The sequence below is a fragment of the Pseudomonas sp. MF06569 genome (genome assembly GCF_059862735.1).
The window spans coordinates 66,744-84,984 of sequence record NZ_JCBCUZ010000008.1 but is presented as its reverse complement, the minus strand read 5'-3'; the positions used below and the strand labels follow the sequence as shown (position 1 = coordinate 84,984).

Genomic DNA, 18,241 nt, shown 5'->3' with positions numbered 1-18,241 from the left:
TTGTTTCGAACGCATAACAAGATTCCATTAGCCACGCCCGCTGACACCGGGCCAACGAAGACCTTTGAACAATGGCCACTATCCACGTAGACGGCAAAGATCTCGAAATCGATGGGGCAGACAACCTGTTACAGGCGTGTCTGTCGCTGGGCCTCGATATCCCGTATTTCTGCTGGCACCCTGCCCTGGGCAGTGTTGGCGCTTGCCGCCAATGCGCCGTCAAGCAGTACACCGACGAGAACGACAAGCGTGGTCGTATCGTCATGTCATGCATGACCCCGGCCACCGACGGTAGCTGGATCTCCATCGACGACGAAGAGGCGAAAGTGTTTCGCGCCAGCGTTGTTGAATGGCTGATGACCAACCACCCGCACGACTGCCCGGTGTGCGAAGAAGGCGGTCACTGTCACCTGCAAGACATGACCGTGATGACCGGCCACAACGAGCGCCGTTATCGCTTCACCAAGCGTACCCACCAGAACCAGCAACTGGGCCCGTTCATTTCTCACGAGATGAACCGCTGCATCGCCTGCTATCGCTGTGTACGCTTCTATAAAGACTACGCTGGCGGCACTGACCTGGGCGTATTCGGTGCCCACGACAACGTGTACTTCGGTCGCGTTGAAGACGGCGTGCTCGAAAGCGAGTTCTCGGGCAACCTCACCGAAGTCTGCCCGACCGGTGTGTTCACCGACAAAACCCACTCCGAGCGCTACAACCGCAAGTGGGACATGCAGTTTGCACCGAGCATCTGCCACGGTTGCTCCAGCGGCTGCAACATCAGCCCGGGCGAGCGTTATGGCGAACTGCGTCGCATCGAAAACCGCTTCAACGGTTCGGTCAACCAGTACTTCCTGTGTGACCGTGGCCGTTTCGGCTATGGCTACGTCAACCGCACCGATCGTCCACGTCAGCCACTGCTGGCCGACGGCACCAAGCTAAGCCTGGACAACGCGCTGGATAAAGCCGCTGACCTGCTGCGCGGTCGCAACATTGTCGGTATCGGTTCGCCACGGGCCAGCCTCGAAAGCAACTACGCGTTGCGCGAACTGGTCGGCGCCGAGCACTTCTACTCGGGCATCGAAGCCGGTGAGCTGGAGCGCATCCGCCTGGTGCTGCAAGTATTGAAAGACAGCCCGCTGCCAGTGCCGAACATGCGCGAGATCGAAGATCACGACGCCATTTTCGTCCTCGGCGAAGACCTGACCCAGACCGCCGCCCGCATGGCGCTGTCGCTGCGTCAATCGGTCAAGGGCAAGGCTGAGGACATGGCCGACGCCATGCGCGTTCAGCCGTGGCTCGATGCTGCCGTGAAAAACATCGGCCAGCACGCGCTGAACCCGCTGTTTATCGCAAGCCTGGCTGAAACCAAGCTCGATGACGTGGCTGAAGAATGCGTACACGCTGCGCCGGATGACCTGGCCCGTATCGGTTTCGCCGTGGCTCACGCCATCGATGCCAGCGCCCCTGCCGTTGCCGGCCTGGACGCTGAGGCACTGGAGCTGGCCAAGCGCATCGCCGACGCCCTGCTCGCGGCCAAACGCCCACTGATCATTGCCGGTACTTCCCTGGGCTCCAAGGCCCTGATCGAAGCCGCAGGCAACATCGCCAAAGCCCTGCACCTGCGCGAAAAAGCCGGTTCCATCAGCCTCGTCGTGCCGGAAGCCAACAGCCTCGGCCTGGCCATGCTGGGCGGCGATTCGGTAGACGCAGCCCTGCAAGCGGTGATCGACGGTAAAGCCGACGCCATCGTGGTACTGGAAAACGACCTGTTCACCCGCGTCGACGCCGTCAAGGTCAACGCCGCGCTGGACGCTGCCAAAGTGGTGATCGTTGCCGACCACCAGAAGACTGCGACCACCGACCGTGCCGATCTGGTACTGCCGGCAGCCAGCTTCGCTGAAGGCGACGGTACTCTGGTCAGCCAGGAAGGCCGCGCCCAGCGCTTCTTCCAGGTGTTCGACCCGACTTATCTGGACGCCAACATCCTGGTTCACGAAGGCTGGCGCTGGTTGCATGCCCTGCGCAGCACCCTGCTGAACAAGCCGGTTGACTGGACCTTGCTCGACCACGTCACGCAAGCCACTGCTGCAAGCACACCGGCACTGGCCCGCATCGTTGATGCCGCGCCGTCTGCTGCGTTCCGCATCAAGGGCATGAAACTGGCTCGCGAACCGCTGCGCTACAGCGGCCGTACCGCCATGCGTGCCAACATCAGCGTGCACGAACCTCGTACCCCGCAAGACCCGGATACCGCGTTCGCCTTCTCCATGGAAGGTTACTCGGGCTCCGTCGAACCGCGCCAGCAAGTGCCGTTCGCCTGGTCGCCGGGCTGGAACTCGCCACAAGCGTGGAACAAGTTCCAGGACGAAGTGGGTGGTCATATCCGCGCTGGCGACCCGGGCACCCGCCTGATCGAAAGCACAGGTGATTCGCTGAGCTGGTTCGCCAACATCCCGGGCGCATTCAACCCGGCACGTGGCACCTGGCAAGTCGTGCCGTTCTTCCACCTGCTGGGCAGCGAAGAGAACTCTTCCAAAGCCGCGCCGGTTCAAGAACGCATTCCGGCTGCCTACATCGCACTGGCCAAATCCGAAGCCGACCGTCTGGGTGTCAATGATGGCGCGCTGCTCAGCCTGAACGTTGCCGGCGTGACCCTGCGTCTGCCGCTGCGTATCAATGAAGAGCTGGGTTCAGGTCTGGTGGCATTGCCAGCAGGCCTCGCCGGTATCCCGCCTGCGATCTTTGGCCTTACCGTTGACGGTTTGCAGGAGGCAGCCCAATGACCTGGTTCACCCCTGAAGTGATCGACGTGATTATCTCGGTGCTCAAAGCCGTGGTCATCCTGCTCGCCGTTGTGGTGTGCGGCGCGCTGCTCAGCTGGGTCGAGCGTCGCCTGCTGGCCTTGTGGCAAGACCGTTACGGTCCGAACCGCGTGGGCCCGTTCGGCGCGTTCCAGATCGCCGCCGACATGATCAAGATGTTCTTCAAGGAAGACTGGACCCCACCGTTTGCCGACAAGGTGATCTTCACCCTGGCACCGGTTGTGGCCATGAGCGCCTTGCTGATCGCCTTCGCGATTATCCCGATCACCCCGACCTGGGGCGTGGCGGATCTGAACGTCGGTATCCTGTTCTTCTTCGCGATGGCCGGCCTGTCGGTCTATGCGGTGTTGTTTGCAGGCTGGTCGAGCAACAACAAGTTCGCGCTGCTGGGTGCCTTGCGCGCCTCGGCACAGACGGTTTCCTACGAAGTGTTCATGGGCCTGGCGCTGATGGGCATCGTGGTGCAGGTTGGCTCGTTCAACATGCGCGACATCGTTGAATACCAAGCGCAGAACCTGTGGTTCATCATTCCGCAGATCTTCGGTTTCCTGACCTTCTTCATCGCAGGCGTGGCCGTGACTCACCGTCACCCCTTCGACCAGCCAGAAGCAGAACAGGAACTGGCCGATGGTTACCACATTGAATACGCCGGCATGAAATGGGGCATGTTCTTCGTTGGTGAATACATCGGGATCGTGTTGATCTCGGCGTTGCTGGTGACTTTGTTCTTCGGTGGCTGGCACGGGCCTTTCGGCATCCTGCCGCAGATCCCGTTTATCTGGTTCGCCCTGAAGACCGCGTTTTTCATCATGATCTTCATCCTGTTGCGCGCTTCTATTCCGCGCCCACGGTATGACCAAGTGATGGACTTCAGCTGGAAGTTCTGCCTGCCGCTGACCCTGATCAATTTGCTGGTGACCGCCGCAGTCGTGTTGTTGAACACGCCTGCCGGCGCGGTTCAGTGAGGATAGAGACCCATGTTCAAGTACCTGTTTGACATCGTGCATGGCACCTACACCCAGCTTCGCAGCTTGGTGATGGTGTTTGGCCATGCCTTCCGCAAGCGTGACACGCTGCAATACCCGGAAGAACCGGTCTACCTGCCACCGCGCTACCGTGGCCGGATTGTCCTGACCCGCGACCCGGACGGCGAAGAGCGTTGTGTAGCCTGTAACCTGTGCGCCGTCGCGTGCCCGGTAGGCTGCATCTCGCTGCAAAAAGCCGAAACCGAAGATGGTCGTTGGTACCCGGAGTTCTTCCGCATCAACTTCTCACGCTGCATTTTTTGCGGCCTGTGTGAGGAAGCCTGCCCGACCACCGCGATCCAGCTGACACCGGATTTCGAGATGGCCGAGTTCAAACGTCAGGATCTGGTGTACGAGAAAGAAGATCTGCTGATCTCCGGTCCCGGTAAGAACCCTGATTACAACTTCTATCGTGTTGCGGGTATGGCCGTTGAGGGCAAGCCGAAAGGCGCTGCCCAGAACGAAGCCGAGCCGATCAACGTGAAGAGCTTGCTGCCTTAAGGAAGAACGATGGAATTCGCTTTCTATTTCGCATCGGGTGTCGCTGTCGTGTCCACGCTACGCGTGATCACCAACACCAACCCTGTGCACGCCCTGCTCTACCTGATTATTTCGCTGATTGCCGTGGCGATGACGTTCTTTAGCCTCGGTGCACCCTTTGCCGGTGTGCTCGAAGTGATCGCCTACGCCGGTGCCATCATGGTGCTGTTTGTGTTCGTGGTGATGATGCTCAACCAGGGCCCTGCCTCGGTGACGCAAGAACGCCATTGGCTCAAGCCGGGCATCTGGATCGGGCCGAGCATTTTGTCGGCCATCCTGCTGGCCCAATTGCTGTACGTGCTGTTCGCTCACCAGAGCGGTGCGGCAATCGGTCAAACCACCATTGATGCCAAAGCCGTGGGCATCAGCCTGTTCGGCCCGTATCTGCTGGTGGTCGAACTCGCCTCGATGCTGCTGCTTGCTGCAGCTGTGACGGCGTTCCACTTGGGCCGCACTGAGGCGAAGGAGCAATAACATGCCAGGAATACCTCTCGAACATGGTCTCGCGGTAGCGGGCATCCTGTTCTGCCTCGGTCTGGTCGGCCTGATGGTACGTCGCAACATTCTCTTCGTATTGATGAGTCTGGAAATCATGATGAACGCCGCTGCACTGGCCTTCATCGTTGCCGGTGCACGCTGGGCGCAGCCGGATGGACAAGTGATGTTCATCCTGGTGATCACCCTGGCAGCCGCTGAGGCCAGTATTGGCCTGGCGATCCTGCTGCAGCTGTATCGCCGCTTCCATACGCTTGATATCGATGCTGCCAGTGAGATGCGCGGATGAACCTTCTCTTTCTGACTTTCGTATTCCCCCTGATCGGCTTTTTGCTGCTGTCGTTCTCCCGTGGACGCTTCAGCGAAAACCTCTCGGCCTTGATCGGCGTTGGCTCCATTGGCCTGTCGGCCATCGTGGCCGCGTATGTGATCTGGCAATTCAACGTCGCACCGCCACCCGGCGGCGAGTACACGCAAGTGCTGTGGCAGTGGATGTCGGTGGAAGGCTTCAAGCCCAACTTCGCCCTGCACCTGGACGGCCTGTCGGTCACCATGCTCGGCGTGGTGGTTGGCGTGGGCTTCCTGATTCACGTGTTTGCTTCGTGGTACATGCGCGGCGAAAACGGCTACTCGCGTTTCTTTGCCTACACCAACCTGTTTATCGCCAGCATGCTGTTCCTGATCCTGGCCGATAACCTGTTGTTCGTGTACTTCGGCTGGGAAGGCGTGGGCCTGTGCTCGTATCTGTTGATCGGTTTCTACTACAGCAACCGCAACAACGGTAACGCCGCACTCAAAGCCTTTATCGTGACCCGCGTCGGCGACGTGTTCCTGGCCATCGGCCTGTTCATCCTGTTCCAGCAACTGGGCACGCTGAATATTCAGGAACTGCTGGTTCTGGCACCTCAGAAGTTCCAGGCCGGTGATTTCTGGATCGTACTGGCGACCCTGATGCTGCTGGGTGGCGCTGTCGGTAAATCTGCGCAACTGCCGCTTCAAACCTGGCTGGCAGACGCCATGGCCGGTCCTACCCCGGTGTCGGCCCTGATCCACGCCGCAACCATGGTAACGGCCGGTGTGTACCTGATTGCCCGTACCCACGGTCTGTTCACCCTGGCGCCTGAAGTGCTGCACCTGGTCGGCATCGTCGGCGGTGTGACCCTGGTCCTGGCCGGTTTTGCTGCACTGGTACAAACCGACATCAAACGTATCCTTGCCTACTCGACCATGAGCCAGATCGGCTACATGTTCCTGGCATTGGGCGTAGGTGCCTGGGACGGCGCGATCTTCCACCTGATGACCCACGCCTTCTTCAAGGCGCTGTTGTTCCTTGCATCGGGTGCGGTGATCGTTGCCTGCCATCACGAGCAGAACATCTTTAAGATGGGCGGCCTGTGGAAAAAACTGCCTCTGGCCTACGCCAGCTTTATCGTCGGTGGCGCGGCGCTGTCTGCCTTGCCATTGCTGACGGCCGGTTTCTACTCCAAGGACGAAATCCTCTGGGAAGCCTTCGCCAGCGGTAACAACGAACTGTTGTATGCCGGTCTGATCGGTGCGTTCATGACCTCGCTGTACACCTTCCGCCTGATCTTCGTCACGTTCCACGGTGAAGCCAAGACTGAAGCGCATGCGGGCCACGGCGTAACCTACTGGCTGCCATTGAGCGTACTGATCGTACTGTCGACCTTCATCGGCGCCATGATCACCCCGCCACTGGCCGGTGTACTGCCACAAAGCGTTGGCCATGCTGGCGGTGAAGCCAAGCACAGCCTGGAAATCGCCTCGGGCGCCATCGCCCTGGCCGGTATCCTGCTCGCCGCCCTGCTGTACCTGGGCAAGCGTCGCTTTGTAACCGCAGTCGCCAACAGCGGCATCGGTCGCTTCCTGTCGGCCTGGTGGTTCGCTGCCTGGGGCTTCGACTGGCTGTACGACAAACTGTTCGTCAAACCGTACCTGTTGATCTGCCGCTTGCTGGCCAAAGATCCTCTGGACCAGACCATTGGTTTGATCCCGAAGATGGCCAAGGCCGGGCATAACGCCCTGAGCCGCAGCGAAACCGGTCAACTGCGTTGGTACGCTGCATCCATGGCCGCCGGTGCTGTACTGGTCATGGGCGCCATCGTGTTGGTAGCGGTCTGATATGAACCTTCGACTTTGCGAAAGGAATTGAGCCCGTCATGATTCTGCCTTGGCTAATCCTGATCCCCTTTATCGGCGGCCTCCTGTGCTGGCTGGGTGAGCGTTTCGGCTCCACCCTGCCCCGCTGGATTGCATTGCTGACCATGTCCCTTGAGCTTGCCCTCGGCCTTTGGCTGTGGTCCCAGGGGAACTACTCATTTGCACCGGCGCCTGGCGCCGATCCGACCTGGGCCCTTGAGTTCCAGCACACCTGGATTGCACGCTTCGGTATCAGCGTGCACCTGGCGCTGGACGGCCTGTCGCTGCTGATGATCCTGCTGACCGGCTTGCTCGGTGTGCTGTCGGTTCTGTGTTCCTGGAAAGAAATTCAGCGTCACGTGGGCTTCTTCCACCTGAACCTGATGTGGATCCTGGGCGGCGTGGTTGGCGTGTTCCTCGCCATCGACCTGTTCATGTTCTTCTTCTTCTGGGAAATGATGCTGGTGCCGATGTACTTCCTCATCGCGCTCTGGGGTCATAGCTCATCGGACGGCAAGAAAACCCGTATCTACGCCGCGACCAAGTTCTTCATCTTCACTCAGGCTTCCGGCCTGATCATGCTGGTGGCGATCCTGGGTCTGGTGCTGGTCAACTTCAACAACACCGGCGTGATTACCTTCAGCTACGCCGAGTTGCTGAAAACCAAGATGTCGCTCACCACTGAGTACATCCTGATGCTGGGCTTCTTCATTGCCTTTGCCGTGAAGCTGCCGGTTGTACCGTTCCACTCCTGGCTGCCGGATGCTCACGCACAGGCACCTACCGCAGGTTCGGTCGATCTGGCCGGTATCCTGTTGAAGACCGCTGCGTATGGTCTGCTGCGTTTCGCCTTGCCGCTGTTCCCGAATGCTTCGGCCGAGTTTGCGCCGATTGCCATGGCCCTGGGCCTGATCGGGATTTTCTACGGTGCATTCCTGGCCTTCGCACAAACCGACATCAAGCGTCTGATCGCGTTCTCCAGTGTTTCGCACATGGGCTTCGTACTGATCGGTATCTACTCCGGCAGCCAGCTGGCCCTGCAAGGCGCCGTGATCCAGATGCTGGCCCACGGTGTTTCGGCTGCCGCGCTGTTTATCCTCAGCGGTCAACTGTACGAGCGTCTGCATACCCGTGACATGCGTGAGATGGGTGGTTTGTGGTCCAAGATCGCTTACCTGCCCGCCATCAGCCTGTTCTTCGCGGCAGCGTCCCTGGGCTTGCCGGGTACCGGTAACTTTGTGGGTGAGTTCCTGATCCTGATTGGCTCGTTCGCCAGCTTCCCATGGATCACGGCCATTGCAACGACCGGTCTGGTATTTGGTTCGGTCTACTCGCTGATCATGATTCACCGTGCCTATTTCGGCCCGTCCAAGTCCGACGCTGTACTGGCCGGCATGGATGCACGTGAACTGATCATGGTGCTCGGTCTGGCGGTATTGCTGATTTTCATCGGCGTGTACCCACAACCGTTCCTCGATACCTCGGCTGCCACCATGCATGGCGTGCAGCAATGGCTCGGCACCGCCTTCACTCAACTCGCTTCGGCCCGGTAAGAGCGCTATGGAATTCACGATCCAACACTTTATCGCGCTTGCTCCACTGCTGATTACCAGCCTCACCGTTGTTGTGGTGATGCTGGCAATCGCGTGGCGCCGCAACCACTCACAGACCTTCCTGCTTTCGGTGGCGGGTCTTAACCTGGCCCTGTTGTCGATCTTCCCGGCGTTGAAAGTTGCTCCACTGGCTGTCACCCCGCTGTTGATGATGGACAACTTCGCCTTTCTGTATATCGGGCTGATCCTGGCCGCGACCCTGGCCTGCGTCACCCTGGCTCACGCCTATCTGGGCGAAGGCGGCACGGGCTACCCGGGCAACCGTGAAGAGCTTTACCTGCTGATGCTGCTGGCTGCGACCGGCGGTATCGTGCTGGTCAGCGCACAACACCTGGCGGGCCTGTTTATCGGTCTGGAACTGCTCTCGGTACCGGTTTACGGCCTGGTGGCGTATGCCTTCTTCAACAAGCGCTCCCTGGAAGCCGGCATCAAGTACATGGTGCTGTCGGCAGCCGGTTCCGCGTTCCTGTTGTTCGGCATGGCCTTGCTGTACGCCGAAGCCGGCAGCCTGAGCTTCAGCGGCATTGGTCTGGCCCTGGCAGCCACTGGCGTACCTGCGCCGCTGGCACAACTGGGTCTGGGCATGATGCTGGTGGGTCTGGCATTCAAACTGTCCCTGGTTCCTTTCCACCTCTGGACGCCAGACGTGTACGAAGGTGCCCCGGCTCCGGTCGCCGCCTTCCTGGCTACCGCGTCGAAAGTGGCCGTGTTTGCCGTGATGGTGCGTCTGTTCCAGATCACACCTTCGGCGACTACCGGTGTGATGAGCGATGTACTGACCGTGATCGCGATTGCCTCGATCCTGTTCGGTAACTTGCTGGCCCTGACCCAAAACAACCTCAAGCGACTGCTGGGTTACTCGTCCATCGCCCACTTCGGCTACCTGCTGATCGCCCTGGTGGCGAGCAAGGGCATGGCCATGGAAGCGATCGGTGTTTACCTGATCACCTACGTGCTGACCAGCCTGGGTGCATTCGGTGTCATTACCCTTATGTCCTCGCCGTACAAAGGCCGTGACGCAGACGCCCTGTACGAGTATCGCGGCCTGTTCTGGCGCCGTCCGTACCTGACGGCGGTCATGACCGTGATGATGCTGTCGCTGGCGGGCATTCCGCTGACTGCGGGCTTTATCGGCAAGTTCTACATCATTGCCACGGGCGTTGAAGCTCACCAATGGTGGCTGGTCGGTTCCCTGATCCTGGGTAGCGCCATTGGCGTGTTCTACTACCTGCGTGTGATGGTGACCCTGTACCTGGTCGAGCCGAAACTGCATCGCCACGATGCTCCGCTGAACTGGGAACAAAAAGCCGGTGGCGTCATGTTGCTGGCGGTTTCGGTCATGGTGTTCTTCCTGGGTGTATACCCGCAGCCAATGCTGGAACTGGTGCAACACGCGGCGCTGAGCTTTGCTGGCTAAGCGTTAAGCGCTGTACCCGAAACCCCGTGAAGGCCCGGCCTTCACGGGGTTTTTTGTTGGATTTGTAGCCGCCGGCTACGGGTCGTCAACACGAAAACAGGCTGCCTCGACACGCATTGCTTTTGATCTGTGCGCACCGTCTGCAGGCCCAGGATGGCCAGCAGATCCCGAAACAGAACTGATGAGAAGCCATCGCAGAGATGACATAGTCGGCAATACCGCAAATGGAGTTGGCCCCCCAATGAAGAAATACGTCCTCTATCCGCTCATGGCATTGCTCGCAGGATGCAGCACGGGGCCCTATCTGTATCCGGAATCCGCAACGGGTAAAAACGCCGTGCTTCATCGCACCTGCCCTGGTCCGGAAGCAGCGATGAGCTTTGCCCCCCTCTCGGAAGAACTCAATTGGGTGCATGTACTGGTCTATGTAGCGCCGCCGGGCACATCGAGCTGGCCGGGTAACCTGCGCTCAGTTGATACCGAGCTTCGGCTATTTGGCCGACTCTACATACCTCCACGCTTGCGCAACCTGAACACCCCGGATCAACGCCGAGCAGCCTACAAACAAACCGACCCGCCTCTGTGGGTGAGTGCCGCCTCCCCCAGGGTGAGCGTAACGCTGGCGACGGGTGAAACCTATCAAGTCAGTATCGATCAATTGGAAACCGGCTTTGACCCGCAGGAACACACCAGCAGCAGCCGTAAGGGAACGCCACTGGGCAAGGGCGACATGGATGACTTCACACTCACCTTCCCGGATATTTACGTGAATGGTGAAAAAGTGCCCATGGCACCCATCCACTTTAAAAAACGTGAAGAACGCTATGCGCCAGTATTCAACTGCTGAGTAAAAACCTGCCATGCCCGAACAACGGCAATGCTGTTCGACTGGCACCTGCGCATGTCTTACCGAATAACTGCCTGCCAAATGGAGTCATGCCATGGAACGCGAGAAAATTGATGCCGCATTAAAAGAACATGTCGTCCCGGTACTTCGCAGCATGGGGTTCAAGGGATCTTTTCCTCACTTTCGCCGTAACACGGGACAGCAAATTGACCTGCTAACGTTTCAGTTTGATAAACATGGAGGCGGTTTTGTCATTGAAGTCGCTGTCAGTCCGACTGAGGGAGTCACCCTGCATTGGGGCGAGCAGATCCCCGCGGCAAAAGTGGTCGCCACGCACCTGCATCCCAATAAACGCATTCGGTTGGGCGCGGCCATGGAAGGAGACCACTGGTTCAGATATGACGATAAAGGCACCCGCACTACCCGATTCGAAGATACGGCCCGGGAGGTACTGCCTTACCTGAGCGCTGAAGCGACTGAGCATTGGGCCAAAGGCCCGCTCTGTGACAACTCAACCTCGTAAGCCTTTCGACCCGGGATGAGTTTCTCAGACGTGACGTGCGGTGATACACAGGGGAACGCTTTTTGGGGGACTTTTTGGGCGTCTGGAAAAGTGATCTGCCGCAAGGGCGAAACCGATATTTCCGTTAAACAAGCGATATCAAGCAGACCCCTGTAGCCGCTGACGAGGAACGAAGGCTGCGTCCGGTTGCGAAGCGACCGTAAAATCTGAGTCCGGGGTTTACCTGAACGACCGCTGTGTCTGGTTTTACGACTGCTACGCAGCCGGACGCAGCCTCGCACGGCTCGTCAGCGACTACAGATTGAGCAGCGCACACTTACACCAAACAGGCCGGCCGGTCGGCCGCCTCGTGGCGCAGTGTTTTTGATCTGCCCGCCCTCCCGGGAGGCCGAGAGGAGGTTCTGCGCAGTGGGTCTCCCGGCATGGATGCCGGGAGAGCCGCGATGGGCCATGGATGGCCCGTGGCGGCGTGCCCACGGAGCAGAGCCGGAGCGAGGGAACCTGAGCGAAGCGAAGGCCGTACGATGGGGCGAGGACTTTTTGGTTCCTTTTTGGTCCTTCAAAAAGGGACTCGCTGTAAGAGCGAAACCCATAGTCCGGTTAGACCTAGATGCCGGATATGTACTCAACGTGCCAGTTAAACAAACAAGATCAAGCAGGCCGCAACCGCCAGCCCAGCACATCCAGCAGGTCACAACCATCACGCAGTAAATGAGCGGCGACAGTGGCCAGATGCTTGAGATCAACGGCATCGGCCTGCTGTACTTCGCGGCTGGAGAACGATTCCATCAGTTGAGTTACAGCCAGAACGCGGGCGACTGCGTTGGCATGGAGTACATCGAGTGGGGCGTTGCGGTCGATCAGCAAGGCGGGGATGGTGCAGTCAATGGCGGTAAGCGGAATGTACGGTGAATTCGTCATATGTAAGTCTCTTAAAGTTGGATTTAGCCATCCGTTTTTGTCGCCAAACAAAAAAGGTGGCCGCTGTACGCGGGTTGGCGAACCGGTAACTTTAAGAAAACCCGGCAGACCCGAAGATCTCCCACGTACAGCTGCCATAAAACATTGCGAGCAAAATACACGCTCAACCGTATATAGCAATTATGTACTTATTTAAAGTTACTCCGGATCGCCAAATCCGTTCGCCTTATCGGCGAGCACCGACTATAGGCCCCGCACCAAGCCCCCAGCAATTGCCAACCCTGTGCGAAAAATCCCGAAAAAACGTGAGCTTGTAGCATCGCGAGCAAGCCCGCTCCCACTCAATTGCCTGCAATACAGACGGAGCGGTGTAACGGTAAGAATGCGTCACAGAACCTTGCGCAAAACCCTGTAGCCGCTGACGAGGAACGAAGGCTGCGTCCGGTTGCGAAGCGACCGTAAAATCTGAGTCCGGGGTTTACCTGAACGACCGCTGTGTCTGGTTTTACGACTGCTACGCAGCCGGACGCAGCCTCGCACGGCTCGTCAGCGACTACAGATTGAGCAGCGCACACTTACACCAACCAGGCCGGCCGGTCGGCCGCCTCGGCGCGAAATGCTTTTGATCTGCCCGCCCCTTCGGGAGGCCGAGAGGAGGTTCTGCGCAGTGGGCATTCCGGCATGGATGCCGGGATAGCCGTGTTGGGCCAGGGATGGCCCGTCACGGCGGGCCCACGGAGCGGGACCGGAACGAGGGAACCTGAGCGAAGCGAAGGCCGTACGCTGGGGCGAGGACTTTTTGGTTCCTTTTTGGTCCCTCAAAAAGGGACTCGCTGTAAGAGCGAAACCAATAGTCCAGTTAGACCTGATGCCGGATATGTACTCAACACATCAGTTAACCAAGTGATATCAAGAAGACCGCAACCATCACGCAGCAAATGAGCGGCAACAGTGGCCAGATGCTTGAGATCAATAGAATCGGCGTGAAACACATCGCGAGCAAGCCCGCTCCCACTCAATTTATGCTGCCCGCACGTTGCGAGTGATTCTCGGCTTGTATAGGCTGGCGCGCCGCCCGCCCATCGACCTGGAAGCTTCATTAATGCGCTCTGCTCTTTCTTCACTTTTACCCTTGGCGCTGATCTGCAGCGCCCCCGCCTATGGCAGTGCCCTGGAACTGGGCGAGGTTCAGGTACGCAGCGAAGAAAGCAGTGAGCTTGAGGCCGCAAAGGCCGCACTTGAGCAAATACCCGGCGCCAGCAACCTGATCGACATGACCCGCGTCGAAAACGGCCGCACTGCCAGCAATGCCGATGTGCTGGCCTATCAACCGGGTATCTATGCGCAATCAGCGGGCAATGACGGGGCCAAGGTCTCGGTACGCGGCTCGGGTATCAACCGCGCGCCCAGCGCCCACGGTTCAGGCCTGTATGTCATGTTCGACGGATTACCGCTGACCGGCCCCGGCGGTACGCCCTATGAACTGTTTGAACCCTTGTGGCTAAGCCGCGCCGAAGTGCTGCGCGGCGCCAACGGTTTCGAGACCGGCTCGCTGGCCCTGGGCGGGTCGATCAACTATGTCACCCATACCGGGTACGATGCGGCGCCCTTGCAAGTGCGCTATGAAGCCGGCAGCTACGGCTATCAGAAACGCCAGATCAGCTCCGGGCAGGTGCTGGGGGATCTGGACTACTACGTCTCCCTCACAGATTCCAACACCGACGGCTATCAGGACCACACCCAGGGCAGCAGCAAAGGCATTGCCGCCAACGTCGGCTATCGCTTCAGCCCGCAACTGGAAACCCGCTTCTACCTGCGCTATCGCGAAACCGATAACGAACTGGCCGGGCGCGTGACCAAAGACAGCATCAAGCATCATCCCCGGGCAGCCAACCCGGCCTACGTCAGCGGTGACTACACCCGCCCGCAACCCGGCAGTACCTGGCTGGGCAACAAGACCACGATGTACCTGGATGACGATTCGCAACTGGAAGTGGGCCTGGTCTATCACGACTACCCGATGGATCTGCGCGAAGGCCCCAATCGCCTGAAAGTTGCCTACACCGATGTCAGCGGCACGCTGAACTACAAGCGTAGCGACACCCTGTTCGGGCTTGAAAGCAACACCACTGTGGGCCTGCGCAACACCAAGCACCTGCCTAACAGCGGTGCGTCGGAATATGTACGCATCCCTCGAGGCAATACGGCGACTTACGCACCCGGCACCAAGATGCGCGACTTCAGCTACCAGGGTTCGGACAGCGTGCTGCACGCCAGCAATGATCTGGAGCTGATGCCTGACCTGTGGCTGACCACCGGCATGGCGTTGATCTATACCCGCCGCGAGAGCGATGTGAGCTACCCCGAGAGCGGTGGCAAGGTCAGCCAGCATGACTGGGACTACGCCCCGCGCGTCGGCCTGCGCTATGAGTTCAACCCGAACCTGCAGGTATACGCCAACCTGAGTCGCTCGGTCGAACCACCGCACCCTTGGTCGATGATCTGGAGTTCCCCTTATGTGTTCCCGGTTGGCAGCGGTGCGGCAACCGGCCGCCAAAGCACACCTATCGACCTGCAAAACCAGACCGCCACAACCCTGGAACTGGGCACCCGTGGCGAGTCATGGCTCGGCCAGTGGGATCTGGCCTGGTATTACTCGGCCGTGCGCCATGAGCTGTTGACCGTTGAGTTGCAAGCAGCGACGCAAAACCTGGGACCGATTGTGGGCGAATCCAACGCCAGCCCAACCGTGCACCAAGGCATCGAAGCAGGCCTCAACAGCCTCCTGTGGGAAGGTCGAGCCGCAGGCAAAGTATCCCTGCGTCAGGCCTACACGTTCAGCGACTTCCACTACCGTGATGACGACCGCTTTGGCGATAACAAATTGCCGGGCATCCCACAACACTACTACCAGGCCGAAGTCCGCTATGACCACCCGCAAGGCTTCTATGCCGGGGTAAACACCCAGGTGGCTTCGCGGATGGCGGTGGATTACGCCAACTCGTACTACGCGTCGTCGTACATGCTGTTTGGCGCAACGCTGGGCTACAACTCCCCCAAGCAGGACTGGCAAACCTGGCTCGACCTGCGCAACCTCACCGGTGAGCGCTACGCCGCCACCATTACCCCCGGCTATGACGACAAAGGCCTGGATGCGGCACGCTCCACGCCTGGGGAAGGCATGGGCGCCTACATAGGGGTTTCCTACAGCTTGCGTTAATCCTCCGTCTGGATATCGGCAGGCAACCGCACCTTGCGGCGGGTGCCGCTGAACAATCCCCAGCTGGACAGGAACAGGGCGGCGATCAACGGCCCGATCACAAAGCCATTGAGGCCAAAGATCGCCATGCCGCCCAGGGTCGAAATCAGGATCAGGAAGTCCGGCATTTTGGTGTCTTTACCCACCAGGATCGGGCGCAGCACGTTGTCCACCATGCCGATCACGAATACCCCGTACAGCGCCAGCACCACCCCTTCCCAGACCGCACCGGTCACTACAAAGTAAACCGCGACCGGCGCCCAGACGATCCCGGCGCCTACGGCTGGCAGTAAAGACAGGAACATCATCAGTACCGCCCAGAACAACGCGCTGTGAATACCCAGCACCCAGAAGATCACGCCACCCAGCGCGCCCTGGGTGATCGCCACGGCCAGGTTGCCTTTGACCGAAGCCCGTACCACTCGGCGCAGCTTGAGTTGCAACAGGCGTTTTTGCTGTTCCGCCAGCGGTACCGCGTTGCGAATGTTGCGCACCATTTGCTGGCCATCACGAATAAAGAAGTACAGCAGGTACAGCATGATGAAAAAGCTCACCACCAGATCAAAGGTACTTTGGCCAAAACTGAAGACCTGAGTGGCAAAAAACTGGCTGCCTTCGAGTACGCCCTTGGAGATTTTTTCACTGAGACCGTCAATGCTGCCCAGGCCGAAACGATCAAGCCAGTCCTGCGCCGTGGGCGGCAAGATGTCCTTGAACTGCATGACATAACTGGCGACGTTGATCTTGCCGCTCTCAACGTCCTTGTAGAGAGTGGCCACTTCTTGCACCAGCAAGGCCGTGGTGATGACCACCGGTATGATCGCGATCACCGTACACGCACCCAACGTGGTGAACGTTGCCAGATTGCGGCGTCCCCGCATCTTGAGCAGCAACTTGCGTTGCAACGGTGCGAACAGGATCCCCAGGGCCACAGCCCAAAAAATCGCCCCGTAAAACGGCAGTAAAATCCAGATGAAGGCAATCGTGACCAAGGCCAGCAACAGGAGCAGGGTTTTGCGTTGAAGACTTGTTTCGTTCATGTGTCATCCATGTCAGTAGGCCGCGAATGCTTGGAATAGACGCAGTGTAGCCCCTGACACCGGCTGCGATAAGAAGCACTGCCCCTTCATCACTCAAGCTCAACCCCGCGACTTGCGCCAGCAGCCATGAAAACGACATCACGCAGCATTGACAACCCTGTGCGCACTCTGTAAAAAATCCGTCCAGTTGTATGACAACAGATAACAAAAATAATAATGATCAAGGAGCTCTACGGATGATTTCACCTACCTGCGCCCTCTCGCTTCTCACCCGCTCGATAAACGCCAAAAGTACCCGCTCCCTTGCGCTGCTCGGCCTCGGCAGCATGGGCCTGGCCTTGCCGTTAACGGGCATGGCAGAGGGCTTCGTGGACGACACCAAGGCCACCCTGACCCTGCGCAACGCCTATATCAACCGCAATTACACCAACCCCAACTATCCGCAAAGCAAAGCCGAAGAGTGGACGCAAAACTTCATTCTCGACGTCAAGTCCGGCTTTACCCAAGGCACGGTCGGTTTCGGGGTCGATGTGCTGGGGCTCTACTCTCAGAAGCTCGATGGCGGTAAAGGCACAGTCGGTACACAACTGCTGCCGACCCATAGCGATGGCGAGCCCGCCGATAACTTCGGCCGCCTGGGCGTGGCAGCCAAGGCCAAAATATCCAGCACGGAGCTTAAAATCGGCGAGTGGATGCCTGTATTGCCAATCCTGCGTTCGGATGACGGGCGCTCCCTGCCGCAAACCTTCCGTGGCGGCCAGATTACGTCAAAAGAAATCGCCGGGCTGAATCTCTATGGCGGTCAGTTCCGTGCCAACAGTCCGCGTAACGATGCCAGCATGGAAGAAATGTCGCTCAACGGTAAAGGCGCCTTTACCTCCGACCGTTTCAACTTTGCCGGTGGTGATTACAGCTTCAACGACAAGCGCACTCAGGTCGGCGTGTGGTACGCCCAGCTGGAAGACATCTATCAGCAGCAATTCCTGAACGTCCTGCACACCCAGCCCATCGGCGATGTGACCCTGGGCGCCAACCTTGGCTATTTCTGGGGCAAGGAAGACGGCAACAAACTGGCTGGCGATCTGGACAACAAAACCGCCTACGCCCTGCTTTCGGCCAAGTACAAAGGCAACACCCTCTATGTAGGCCTGCAGAAAATCAGCGGCGACGATGGCTGGTTCCGCGTCAACGGCACCAGCGGCGGCACATTGGCCAACGACAGCTACAACTCCAGCTACGACAACGCCAAGGAACGCTCCTGGCAACTGCGCCACGACCTGGATTTTGCAGTGCTTGGCGTCCCCGGCCTGACGATGATGAACCGCTATATCAGCGGCGATAACATCCACACCGGCGCCATTACGGATGGCAAGGAATGGGGCCGCGAATCGGAACTGGCCTACACCGTGCAAAGCGGCACGTTCAAGGACCTGAACCTGCGCTGGCGCAACGCGAGCATCCGTCGCGATTACAGCGCGCACGAATTCGACGAAAACCGCATCTTCATCAGCTATCCGCTGTCGTTGTTGTAAGCGCCCTTCTTGATCTGTGGGCGCGGGCTTGCTCGCGATGGCATCTG

The 18,241-nt window shown here is 58.9% G+C and carries 14 protein-coding genes; 12 read left to right on the top strand and 2 right to left on the bottom strand.

Annotation, left to right across the window (positions count from 1 at the left end):
- The first annotated feature begins 71 nt into the window (after window positions 1-71).
- The 10 genes from nuoG to AC19YQ_RS10495 all read left to right on the top strand — a co-directional run bounded on the left by nuoG (window position 72) and on the right by AC19YQ_RS10495 (window position 11,442).
- The gene (gene nuoG / locus AC19YQ_RS10540; protein WP_500595083.1) at window positions 72-2,786 is read left to right on the top strand and encodes an NADH-quinone oxidoreductase subunit NuoG; all 2,715 of its coding nucleotides are present in this window, start codon (window positions 72-74) and stop codon (window positions 2,784-2,786) included.
- Complete coding sequence (nuoH, locus tag AC19YQ_RS10535; protein ID WP_019828518.1) at window positions 2,783-3,790, top strand: NADH-quinone oxidoreductase subunit NuoH; 1,008 nt, start codon at window positions 2,783-2,785, stop codon at window positions 3,788-3,790. Before nuoG ends, nuoH begins: the two co-directional genes overlap by 4 nt.
- Window positions 3,791-3,802: 12 nt before the next feature.
- Complete coding sequence (gene nuoI, locus AC19YQ_RS10530; RefSeq protein ID WP_016780194.1) at window positions 3,803-4,351, top strand: NADH-quinone oxidoreductase subunit NuoI; 549 nt, start codon at window positions 3,803-3,805, stop codon at window positions 4,349-4,351.
- A gap of 9 nt (window positions 4,352-4,360) precedes the next feature.
- A complete protein-coding gene (nuoJ, locus tag AC19YQ_RS10525; RefSeq protein ID WP_019828520.1) occupies window positions 4,361-4,864 on the top strand; it encodes an NADH-quinone oxidoreductase subunit J in 504 nt (167 codons plus the stop codon).
- Between the two features lies 1 nt (window position 4,865).
- Window positions 4,866-5,174, top strand: coding sequence for an NADH-quinone oxidoreductase subunit NuoK (nuoK, locus tag AC19YQ_RS10520; RefSeq protein ID WP_019412103.1), 309 nt, complete (start codon window positions 4,866-4,868; stop codon window positions 5,172-5,174).
- Window positions 5,171-7,024: an NADH-quinone oxidoreductase subunit L gene (gene nuoL, locus AC19YQ_RS10515; RefSeq protein WP_500595082.1), complete on the top strand. Its 1,854-nt coding sequence runs from the start codon at window positions 5,171-5,173 to the stop codon at window positions 7,022-7,024. Before nuoK ends, nuoL begins: the two co-directional genes overlap by 4 nt.
- A gap of 38 nt (window positions 7,025-7,062) precedes the next feature.
- Window positions 7,063-8,595 carry an NADH-quinone oxidoreductase subunit M gene (gene nuoM / locus AC19YQ_RS10510; protein WP_339474152.1) on the top strand — a complete coding sequence of 511 codons (1,533 nt, stop codon included), beginning with the start codon at window positions 7,063-7,065 and terminating at the stop codon, window positions 8,593-8,595.
- Between the two features lie 7 nt (window positions 8,596-8,602).
- Window positions 8,603-10,072, top strand: a complete 1,470-nt coding sequence (nuoN, locus tag AC19YQ_RS10505; protein WP_046809322.1) for an NADH-quinone oxidoreductase subunit NuoN — start codon at window positions 8,603-8,605, stop codon at window positions 10,070-10,072.
- Window positions 10,073-10,313: 241 nt separating this feature from the next.
- The gene (locus AC19YQ_RS10500) at window positions 10,314-10,919 is read left to right on the top strand and encodes a hypothetical protein (protein WP_500595081.1); all 606 of its coding nucleotides are present in this window, start codon (window positions 10,314-10,316) and stop codon (window positions 10,917-10,919) included.
- A gap of 94 nt (window positions 10,920-11,013) precedes the next feature.
- The gene (locus AC19YQ_RS10495; RefSeq protein WP_500595080.1) at window positions 11,014-11,442 is read left to right on the top strand and encodes a DUF4304 domain-containing protein; all 429 of its coding nucleotides are present in this window, start codon (window positions 11,014-11,016) and stop codon (window positions 11,440-11,442) included.
- A 651-nt stretch (window positions 11,443-12,093) separates the two neighbouring features.
- Here AC19YQ_RS10495 and AC19YQ_RS10490 read toward each other — a convergent pair.
- The gene (locus tag AC19YQ_RS10490; RefSeq protein ID WP_500595079.1) at window positions 12,094-12,363 is read right to left on the bottom strand and encodes a short-chain dehydrogenase; all 270 of its coding nucleotides are present in this window, start codon (window positions 12,361-12,363) and stop codon (window positions 12,094-12,096) included.
- 1,102 nt (window positions 12,364-13,465) lie between these two features.
- Here AC19YQ_RS10490 and AC19YQ_RS10485 point away from each other — a divergent pair.
- The gene (locus AC19YQ_RS10485; protein WP_500595078.1) at window positions 13,466-15,583 is read left to right on the top strand and encodes a TonB-dependent receptor family protein; all 2,118 of its coding nucleotides are present in this window, start codon (window positions 13,466-13,468) and stop codon (window positions 15,581-15,583) included.
- Here AC19YQ_RS10485 and AC19YQ_RS10480 read toward each other — a convergent pair.
- The gene (locus AC19YQ_RS10480; protein WP_339474160.1) at window positions 15,580-16,662 is read right to left on the bottom strand and encodes an AI-2E family transporter; all 1,083 of its coding nucleotides are present in this window, start codon (window positions 16,660-16,662) and stop codon (window positions 15,580-15,582) included. The two genes, AC19YQ_RS10485 and AC19YQ_RS10480, sit on opposite strands and share 4 nt — an antisense overlap.
- Window positions 16,663-16,898: 236 nt before the next feature.
- Between AC19YQ_RS10480 and AC19YQ_RS10475 the strand changes: the two genes are divergently transcribed.
- Window positions 16,899-18,194 (top strand): OprD family porin, encoded by a 1,296-nt coding sequence (locus AC19YQ_RS10475; RefSeq protein WP_445261360.1) that lies wholly within the window; start codon window positions 16,899-16,901, stop codon window positions 18,192-18,194.
- The last annotated feature ends 47 nt before the right edge of the window (window positions 18,195-18,241 follow it).

Coding starts and splice junctions, on each gene's coding strand:
- nuoG (WP_500595083.1), top strand. CDS start 72: ATGGCCACTATCCACGTAGACGGCAAAGATCTCGAAATCGATGGGGCA.
- nuoJ (WP_019828520.1), top strand. CDS start 4,361: ATGGAATTCGCTTTCTATTTCGCATCGGGTGTCGCTGTCGTGTCCACG.
- nuoK (WP_019412103.1), top strand. CDS start 4,866: ATGCCAGGAATACCTCTCGAACATGGTCTCGCGGTAGCGGGCATCCTG.
- AC19YQ_RS10475 (WP_445261360.1), top strand. CDS start 16,899: ATGATTTCACCTACCTGCGCCCTCTCGCTTCTCACCCGCTCGATAAAC.
- nuoL (WP_500595082.1), top strand. CDS start 5,171: ATGAACCTTCTCTTTCTGACTTTCGTATTCCCCCTGATCGGCTTTTTG.
- AC19YQ_RS10500 (WP_500595081.1), top strand. CDS start 10,314: ATGAAGAAATACGTCCTCTATCCGCTCATGGCATTGCTCGCAGGATGC.
- AC19YQ_RS10480 (WP_339474160.1), bottom strand. CDS start 16,662: ATGAACGAAACAAGTCTTCAACGCAAAACCCTGCTCCTGTTGCTGGCC.
- AC19YQ_RS10485 (WP_500595078.1), top strand. CDS start 13,466: ATGCGCTCTGCTCTTTCTTCACTTTTACCCTTGGCGCTGATCTGCAGC.
- nuoN (WP_046809322.1), top strand. CDS start 8,603: ATGGAATTCACGATCCAACACTTTATCGCGCTTGCTCCACTGCTGATT.
- AC19YQ_RS10490 (WP_500595079.1), bottom strand. CDS start 12,363: ATGACGAATTCACCGTACATTCCGCTTACCGCCATTGACTGCACCATC.
- AC19YQ_RS10495 (WP_500595080.1), top strand. CDS start 11,014: ATGGAACGCGAGAAAATTGATGCCGCATTAAAAGAACATGTCGTCCCG.
- nuoH (WP_019828518.1), top strand. CDS start 2,783: ATGACCTGGTTCACCCCTGAAGTGATCGACGTGATTATCTCGGTGCTC.
- nuoM (WP_339474152.1), top strand. CDS start 7,063: ATGATTCTGCCTTGGCTAATCCTGATCCCCTTTATCGGCGGCCTCCTG.
- nuoI (WP_016780194.1), top strand. CDS start 3,803: ATGTTCAAGTACCTGTTTGACATCGTGCATGGCACCTACACCCAGCTT.